At 52.3% G+C, this 8,629-nt stretch carries 1 protein-coding gene; it reads left to right on the forward strand.

All coding sequences use genetic code 11. From position 1 onward, the window contains the following. On the forward strand, nucleotides 1–8,629 hold an 8,629-nt coding region (locus tag D328_RS29935; protein WP_018888333.1), incomplete at both ends, for a non-ribosomal peptide synthetase.

Below are 8,629 nucleotides of genomic sequence, written 5' to 3' on the forward strand. Positions count from 1 at the left end.
TCTTCGAGCTAGGTGGAGATTCCATCAAGGCGCTACAGGTGTCATCACGACTCCTGCAGGCTGGGTACCGGATGGAGATGAAGGACCTGTTCAGCCATCCGACAGTCATATCACTCAGTCCTCTGTTGCGTACCGACGGTAAGATCGCCAGCCAAGAGGATGCCAAGGGCCGGGTAGAGCTGACACCAATTCAACGCTGGTTCTTCGAGCAGCAGCCTGCAGAGCCGCATCACAACAATCAAGCTATGCTGCTGTACCGGGCTGAACGCTTTAATGTAGACGCACTGCGGCATACGATGGACAGGATTGTCCAGCATCATGATGCGCTGCGTACCGTCTTCCGCGATACAGAACATGGTTATGAGGCTTGGAACCGTGAGACTAACGATGGCGTGCTATATACGCTGGAGATTGTAGATCTCTTGGGTGTAGCTGATGAAGCATTAGCTGTCGAGACCAAGGCAACAGAGATTCAAGGAAGTATTCAGCTAAGCGAAGGACCGCTTGTGAAGCTGGGTCTGTTCCAGTGCGCGCAAGGGGATCATTTGCTGATTGTCATCCATCATTTGGTGGTGGACGGAGTATCCTGGCGGATATTGCTGGAGGACGTTGCAGCTGGCTATGAGCAGGCATTGGCGGGCAAGAAGGAGAAGGCTATTCAGCTTCCTCATAAGAGTGATTCATTCCAGACCTGGGCAGGGCAGCTGTCGGCTTATGCCAACAGCGCAGCGATGGAGCAGGAGCTTGCGTACTGGCAGCATATCGAGCAAGCGGAAGCGAAGCTTGTGCAGGCATTGCCGAAGGACTTTGACCAGCCTAAAGCACAACTGGGGGATAGCGAGGTCATTACGGTACGCTGGACGAAGCAGGAGACTGACATGCTGCTCAAACAGGCCCATCGTGCATACAGCACAGAAATGAATGATCTGCTACTGAGTGCTCTTGGCAAGGCTATATTCGACTGGTCTGGATCGGAGCGCGTGTTAATTAATCTGGAGGGTCACGGCCGGGAATCCATTTTGCCAGATATGGATGTTACGCGCACCATCGGTTGGTTCACAAGCCAGTTCCCTGTTGTATTGAACGTCAGTGCTGCTTCTAGTAGAGCAGGGGCTGATCAAGCCAATATCGGGCGTCTGATTACGCAGGTCAAGGAAGGTCTGCGCCAAATTCCGAACAAAGGCATCGGCTATGGCATTCTGCGCTACCTGTCCAATTCAGCAACCACACCAACTGGCGGATTACTCCAGATTGAGCCAGAGATTAGCTTCAACTATCTGGGGCAATTCGATCAGGATTACAAAGGCAGTGCTCTGCAGCCTTCGTCTTACTCGATTGGTGTGCCAGTGAGTACCAAGGCGGCCATGGATTTTGCACTGGATATCAACGGGTTGATTGAGGACGGCGAGCTTGTATTCACGATCCGGTATGGTAGCACCCAGTTCCGTCAGGAGACGATGGAGCGGCTTGGAGAGCACTTGGTCTCCAGTCTGCGTGAAGTTATTCTTCACTGTGTTGCACAGGACAGAACAGTGCTGACGCCAAGTGATGTACTGCTGAATAACGTAACGATGGATGAGCTGCAGCAACTGGTCGAGGATACACGTGAGCTCGGCGAACTGGAGAATGTGTATGCCTTGACGCCAATGCAGAAGGGGATGCTCTTCTACAGCCTGATGGATGCTGATTCAGGAGCTTATTTCGAGCAGGCTACCTTTGAGCTGAACGGACGCTTTGATGTGGGGGCCTTCGGACGCAGCTTCGACCTGTTGATTGAACGCCATGAAGCGCTGCGGACGAACTTTATTAGCTTGTGGAAGGACGAGCCTGTACAGGCTGTATTCCGCAGCCGTAGTGGACAGCTATATTATGAGGACCTGCGTGAACTGTCAGTTGCTGATCGTGAGGCGCGTGTAGAAGCTTATACGGGTGAAGACAAGGCCAAGGGATTCCGTCTGGATGCGGATGCGCTCATTCGGGTATCCATTTTACAGACTGGAGATGAAGCATACCACTTTATCTGGAGCTTCCATCATATTCTAATGGATGGCTGGTGCTTGTCCTTCATGACACAGGAAGTCTTCGGTACCTATCTTGCCCTGCGTGCGGGCCAGGAGCCGATGCTTTCGCCAGTCACACCATTCAGTCGCTTTATCGAATGGCTGGAGCGCCAGGATCGTGAAGAGGCCCGCCAATACTGGAGCGGATATCTAGCTGACTATGAGCAGCAGGTTATGCTGCCACAGCAAAAGGTGCAGTCCACCTCAGTACGCCAGAAGGAATATGCAGCGGGTGAGCTGGAGTGTGATCTGCAGCCAGAGCTGGCCGTGCAGATTGGACGAGTTGCCAAGCAGCATCAAGTCACAATTAATACCTTGATTCAGACCGTATGGGGCGTCCTGCTGCAAAAGTACAACAACAGCACCGATGTCGTGTTCGGCAGCGTCGTGTCAGGTCGTCCAAGCGATATCCCGGGCGTGGAGCAGATGATCGGCTTGTTCATTAACACGATCCCGGTTCGTATTCAGACGGTAACAGGCGAAGGCTTTGCCACGCTGATGAGACGCGTACAGGAGCAGGCACTTGCATCCAATACGTATGATGCGTTCCCATTGTATGAGATTCAGTCGCTGACAGATCAGAAGCAGGATCTTATCAATCACATTATGGTTTTTGAAAACTATCCAGTGGAGCAACAGGTCGAGCAGCTTGGTGACAGTGGAGAAGACGCATTTACAATCTCGAACGTCGTTGCTACAGAGCAAACAAATTATGATCTGAACGTGGTTGTGATGCCAGGCGAAGCAATCCGGATTCGCTTTATGTATAACGCGCTGAGCTTCGATCAAGCAGGCATTGAGCGATTGCATGGACATTTTGCACATCTGCTGGAGCAGATTGCGCTGAATCCGCAAGCTCGCATAGACGAGTTGGAGCTTATTACTGCTGCTGAACAGTCTCAAATTCGTGAAGTATTCAACAACACAGCCACAGCGTACCCACGTCATCAGTCCATTCATCGGCTGTTCGAGGAGCAGGCTGCGCGTGTGCCTGAGAAGACGGCAGCCGTGTATGGGCAGCAATCGTTATCCTATCGTGAGCTGAATGAGTCAGCCAACCGCTTGGCACATACGTTGCGATTGGCTGGAGTACAGGCTGACGAGCCAGTCGGCTTGCTGGCTGAACGCTCGCTGGATATGCTGATTGGCACGCTGGCGATTTTGAAGGCAGGCGGTGCGTATGTGCCGATTGACCCTCAATATCCAGAGGAGCGCATTCGGTATATGCTGGAGGATTCGGGAGCCAGACTGCTGCTTGCGCAGGAGGCACTACTAGAGCGATATGATTGGACCGGATTTACGGGACAGATCGTCGAGCTGAATGATGAGGCTTCCCGTAATGCTGACACGTTGAATACAGCACATACATTGAATAGTACAGACATATCGAGTAACACAGATACATTGAATAGTGAACTTACATCTAATCTGCCGTCGAGTACTTCCAGCCATGACGCAGCCTACATCATTTACACATCAGGCTCTACGGGTCTGCCGAAGGGCGTCGTTGTTGAGCATCGCAGTGTCGTGCGCCTAGTGTGCAATACGGATTATGTGCCGCTGGATGAATCCACACGGATTCTGCAGACGGGAGCGCTCGTATTTGACGCTTCGACGTTTGAGATTTGGGGCGCATTGTTAAATGGTGGTCAGCTGGTGTTGGTAGATCAGGACACACTGCTGGATGCAGCCAAGCTGAAGACGAGCATTCGCGAGCATGCCATTACGACCATGTGGATGACGGCGCCTTTGTTCAACCAGCTTTCCCAGCAGGATGCCGAATTGTTCGGAGCTGTGAAGTACTTGCTGGTTGGCGGGGATGTTCTCTCCGTACCGCACATTAACCGGGTATTGGATCATCATCCGGGGTTGACCATCATTAACGGCTATGGCCCGACGGAAAATACGACCTTCTCGACGACATACCGCATCGACGAGCTACAGCATGATGCTGTTCCAATCGGTCGTCCGATCCATAATTCCACGGCGTATGTAGTCGATGCAGGCTTTCATTTGCAGCCTATCGGTGCTTGGGGTGAGTTGGTGGTGGGTGGTGACGGCGTAGCCCGTGGCTATCTGAACCGCCCTGAGCTGACGAGCGAGAAATTCCGCTTGAATCCTTGGGCAGCGGGAGCGGATGAAGGAACAGAAGAACGTCTGTATTGCACAGGTGATCTCGTACGTTGGCGTGAGGATGGCACATTGGAGTATGCCGGACGTATGGACCAGCAGGTGAAAATCCGTGGTTATCGAATTGAGCTGGGTGAGATAGAGGCGAAGCTCCTGCGAATGGTAGATATTCGTGAGGCGGTCGTACTGGTGATCGAGGATGAAGATGGGCAGAAAATGCTCTGTGCTTACTTCACCTCAAATCAGGCCTGTAATGTTGGAGAGCTCAGACAGGTGCTAACCCAAGAGCTTCCTTCCTATATGGTGCCATCCTACTTTATGCAGGTAGAGCAGATTCCATTGACTGTGAACGGTAAAGTAGACCGCAAAGCCCTGCCTGCGCCGGAGGGCGGCATGTCTAACGGCACAGCCTATGTATCTCCACGCACAGCGGCTGAACAAGCTCTGGCCACGGTGTGGAGCGCTGTGCTCGGTGGTGGACAAATTGGCATACTTGATCATTTCTTCGAGCTGGGCGGCGATTCTATTAAAGCGATTCAGGTAGCCTCCCGCTTGTTGCAAGCCGGATACAAGATGGACATGAAGGATCTGTTTAAATATCCGACGATCAAGGATCTCGCACCACAGCTCGGTCTCGCAGAGCGGCATACAGCAGATCAGGGAGTAGTGACAGGAGAAGTCGTACTCACGCCAATCCAACATTGGTTCGTAGAACAGAAGCAACCGGATGATCATCACTTCAATCAGGCGGTTATGCTGCATCGGGAGCAAGGCTTTGATGAGGGCGCATTACTTCAGGCCCTTGCGAAGCTGGCTGAGCATCATGATGCGTTGCGGATGGTATTCAGCAAGCATGATCACAGCTATAGTGTGCAAAATCGCGGCATAGACGAGGGTGAACTATTCCATCTCGAGGTTGCAGACTTTAGGGATGTCTCAGATTCGGCTGTGCTCAGAGCAGCGATTGAGGCCAAAGCCGATAGCATTCAAAGTGGTATAAATCTGGATGAAGGACCTCTCTTCCGAGCAGGCTTGTTCCGTTGTGCTGACGGGGATCATCTGTTGCTGGTCATTCACCATTTGGTCGTGGACGGTGTATCCTGGCGTATTTTGTTCGAGGACCTGGCTACTGTATATGAGCAGGCTGTCTCACAGGAAGCCTTACGGCTTCCGTACAAAACGGATTCCTTCCGCACATGGTCCCATCAGCTTACTGAATATGCCCATAGTGAGGCTATGGTAAGTGAACGGGATTATTGGGAGCGACTCAACGCCGAGGCGCTGGATAATCAAGGAAAGCTGCCTATGGATGCGGAAGTGGAAGGACCATTTACCCTGGCTGACACAGACACCGTCGTGGTACAGCTGACACAGCCACAGACGGAGCAGCTACTGAAGCAAGCACATCGCGCCTACAACACAGAAGTGAACGATCTGCTGCTTACCGCGCTGGGGATGACGCTGCAAGCCTGGACGGGCCATGAGCGAAGCCTGATTAACTTAGAGGGTCATGGACGTGAGGACATTCTCGCTGGTATGGATGTATCTCGCACAGTAGGCTGGTTCACGACTCAATATCCAGTGCTGTTGGATGCAGCCAGTGATTCAACACTCTCTGCACGCATCAAGCAAGTCAAAGAGAGTCTCCGCCATATTCCAAATAAAGGTATCGGTTATGGCATATGGAGATACTTGACTGAAGCCCGGACAGACCTCCGTCAAAGCGAAGGTAGAGGTGTCTCTGGTGCAGGCTACGCTGAGCCACAGATTAGCTTCAACTATCTGGGCCAATTCGATCAGGATCTGAGCAACAGTAACATACGCATGTCTCCATATTCGATCGGTGCAGCCGTTAGTGAACGGACAGAGATGAAATATATGCTTGATGTAGGTGGTATCGTCACAGACGGAGTTCTGGAGCTTGAGATTCGCTATAACCGTGAAGGCTTCCGTCAGCATACGATTCAGATGCTGGCCGAGCTGCTGAGAGGCCATCTGTTGGAAATAATCGAGCATTGTGTCAGTCGAGAGCGTACAGAGCTTACACCAAGTGATGTCTTGTTCAAAGGTCTTACTCTGGAGCAACTTGCTACGATTCTAGACCAGACCCAAGCAGTAGGTGAACTGGAAAATGTATATCCATTAACCCCGATGCAGAAGGGGATGCTGTTCCACAGTCTGATGCATGCCGAGACGGGTGTGTACTTTGAGCAGGCAACGTTCGAGCTGAATGGAGCATTTGTACCAGAGGTGTTCGAGAAGAGTCTGGCGCTGCTGATAGATCGTCACGCCATTTTCCGTACGAATTTCTATAGTGGCTGGCATGGTCAACCATTACAGGTCGTGTATCGCTATAGAGCAGTAGACTTCCAGTATGAAGATGTTAGAGAAGGCAGAGATGCAGTAGCTGAGATCGTAGCTGAATACATCTCTCGCGACAAGGCGAGAGGCTTCGACCTTGGCCAGGATTCGTTGATGCGTGTAGCAGTGCTGCGCACAGGAGATAGCACGTATCAGTTCATCTGGAGCTTCCATCATATTGTGATGGATGGCTGGTGTTTGTCGCTCGTGACGGACGAAGTATTTGGAGCCTATCAGGTATTGCTTGCAGGCAAAGAGCCTGTATTGGCAGCGGTGCAGCCTTATAGTAACTACATTGAATGGCTGGAACGGCAAAATACAGAGGCAGCCTCCCGCTACTGGAGTGACTATCTGGCAGGCTTTGAGCAACAGACATTGCTGCCTGGTGAGCAAGGCGGAGGAATTCTCTTGGCGGAACAGAACTCATCCCAGCTTGCACCAGAGCATGTAGCTGAGCAAGGGACTGAGCACGGATCAGGGGCTGCTGGATATACACCTGGTAAGCTATCCTTCACGTTAGGCCAGCAATGGAGTGAGGCCTTGAATCGGATGGCGAGGCAGCAGCAGGTTACGATCAACACGGTGCTACAGACGGTCTGGGGCGTGATCCTGCAGAACTACAATAACAATCAGGATGTCGTATTTGGTAGTGTCGTATCTGGCCGTCCGGCAGAAATTGCGGGTGTGGAGCAGATGATCGGCTTGTTCATCAATACGATTCCAGTACGGATTATGAATGAACGTAGTACCACCTTCGCACAGCTACTGCATAGTGTGCAGGAGCAGGCGCTTGCCTCGGGAGCTTACGATACGTTCCCGCTATATGAGATTCAGGCACTGACTGAGCAGAAGCAGGATCTGATTAATCATATTATGGTATTCGAGAATTTCCCGATCGGCGAACAGATCAGCCAGGTAGGCGATTCCGAGCACGGCAGTGAGCATTCCGGATCAGCATTGTCGATTACCAACGTTTCTATTGCTGAGCAGACCAACTATGATTTCAACCTGATTGTAGTCCCAGGCGAAGACATCTCAATTCTGTTCGAGTACAACACGCTGGTGTACAGCCTTGCCGATGTGGAGCGCATTCAGGGCCATATTGATCAAGTGATTGGGCAAATTGTCGCCAATCCGCATATCCGTGTGGATGAACTTGCCTTGGTAACCCCGGCAGAGCAAGCACATCTCATCGAGATGTGGGGCGATACCGCAGCACCATATCCGCAGGAGGAGACACTTAGCAGTCTGTTCGAGCAGCAGGTATTACGTTCACCGGAGCAGGTGGCTGTCATCTGTGGAGAGCAATCGCTGACCTATGCGGAGCTGAATGAACGTGCGAATCGTCTGGCACGCACCTTGCGTGCGGAAGGTGTTGTAGCAGATCAGCCCGTAGGTGTGGTCGTGCAGCGCTCACTGGAGATGATGGTGGGCATCTATGCGATTCTGAAGGCTGGCGGCGCATATGTGCCGATTGATCCAGACTATCCGGCCGATCGCATCCGCTTCATGCTGGAGGACTCGGGTGCGCAGCTGGTGCTGACGCAGCAGCATCTTGTCGAGCGGTGGGAGGTGCAGTCTGCACAGTCGGGCCATTTTGCGGCAAGTTCGAGTGCGCTGGGTGCAGAGGCTGGAATTGTTAGTGTTAGTGGTACTGAAATGGCTAGTGATACGGATGCTGGTATTGATGGAGCTAAGGGTACTGGTACTGCTGCAGATGTTGCAGGGGCAAATGAGGCTAGTGGATGGGCAGACTTCGGCGGCAAAATACTGGTGCTGGAGCAGGAGGAGCTGTATCACGAGGATGGATCCAACCTGGCCCCACTGGCTGGGCCGCAGCATATCGCGTATGTCATCTATACATCGGGTTCTACAGGCAAGCCGAAGGGCGTCATGGTCGAGCATCACTCGGTGATCAACCGGATTCTGTGGATGCATGATCGCTATGGTCTGAGCGCAGAGGATACGATTCTGCAGAAGACCACCTTTACCTTCGACGTATCCGTATGGGAGCTGTTCTGGTGGTCCATGGTTGGCTCCAAGGTAAGCTTGCTGTCCGTGGGCGGCGAGAAAAATCC

This window comes from Paenibacillus massiliensis 2301065 = DSM 16942 (assembly GCF_000377505.1).
Classification (GTDB): Bacteria; Bacillota; Bacilli; order Paenibacillales; family Paenibacillaceae; genus Paenibacillus; species Paenibacillus massiliensis.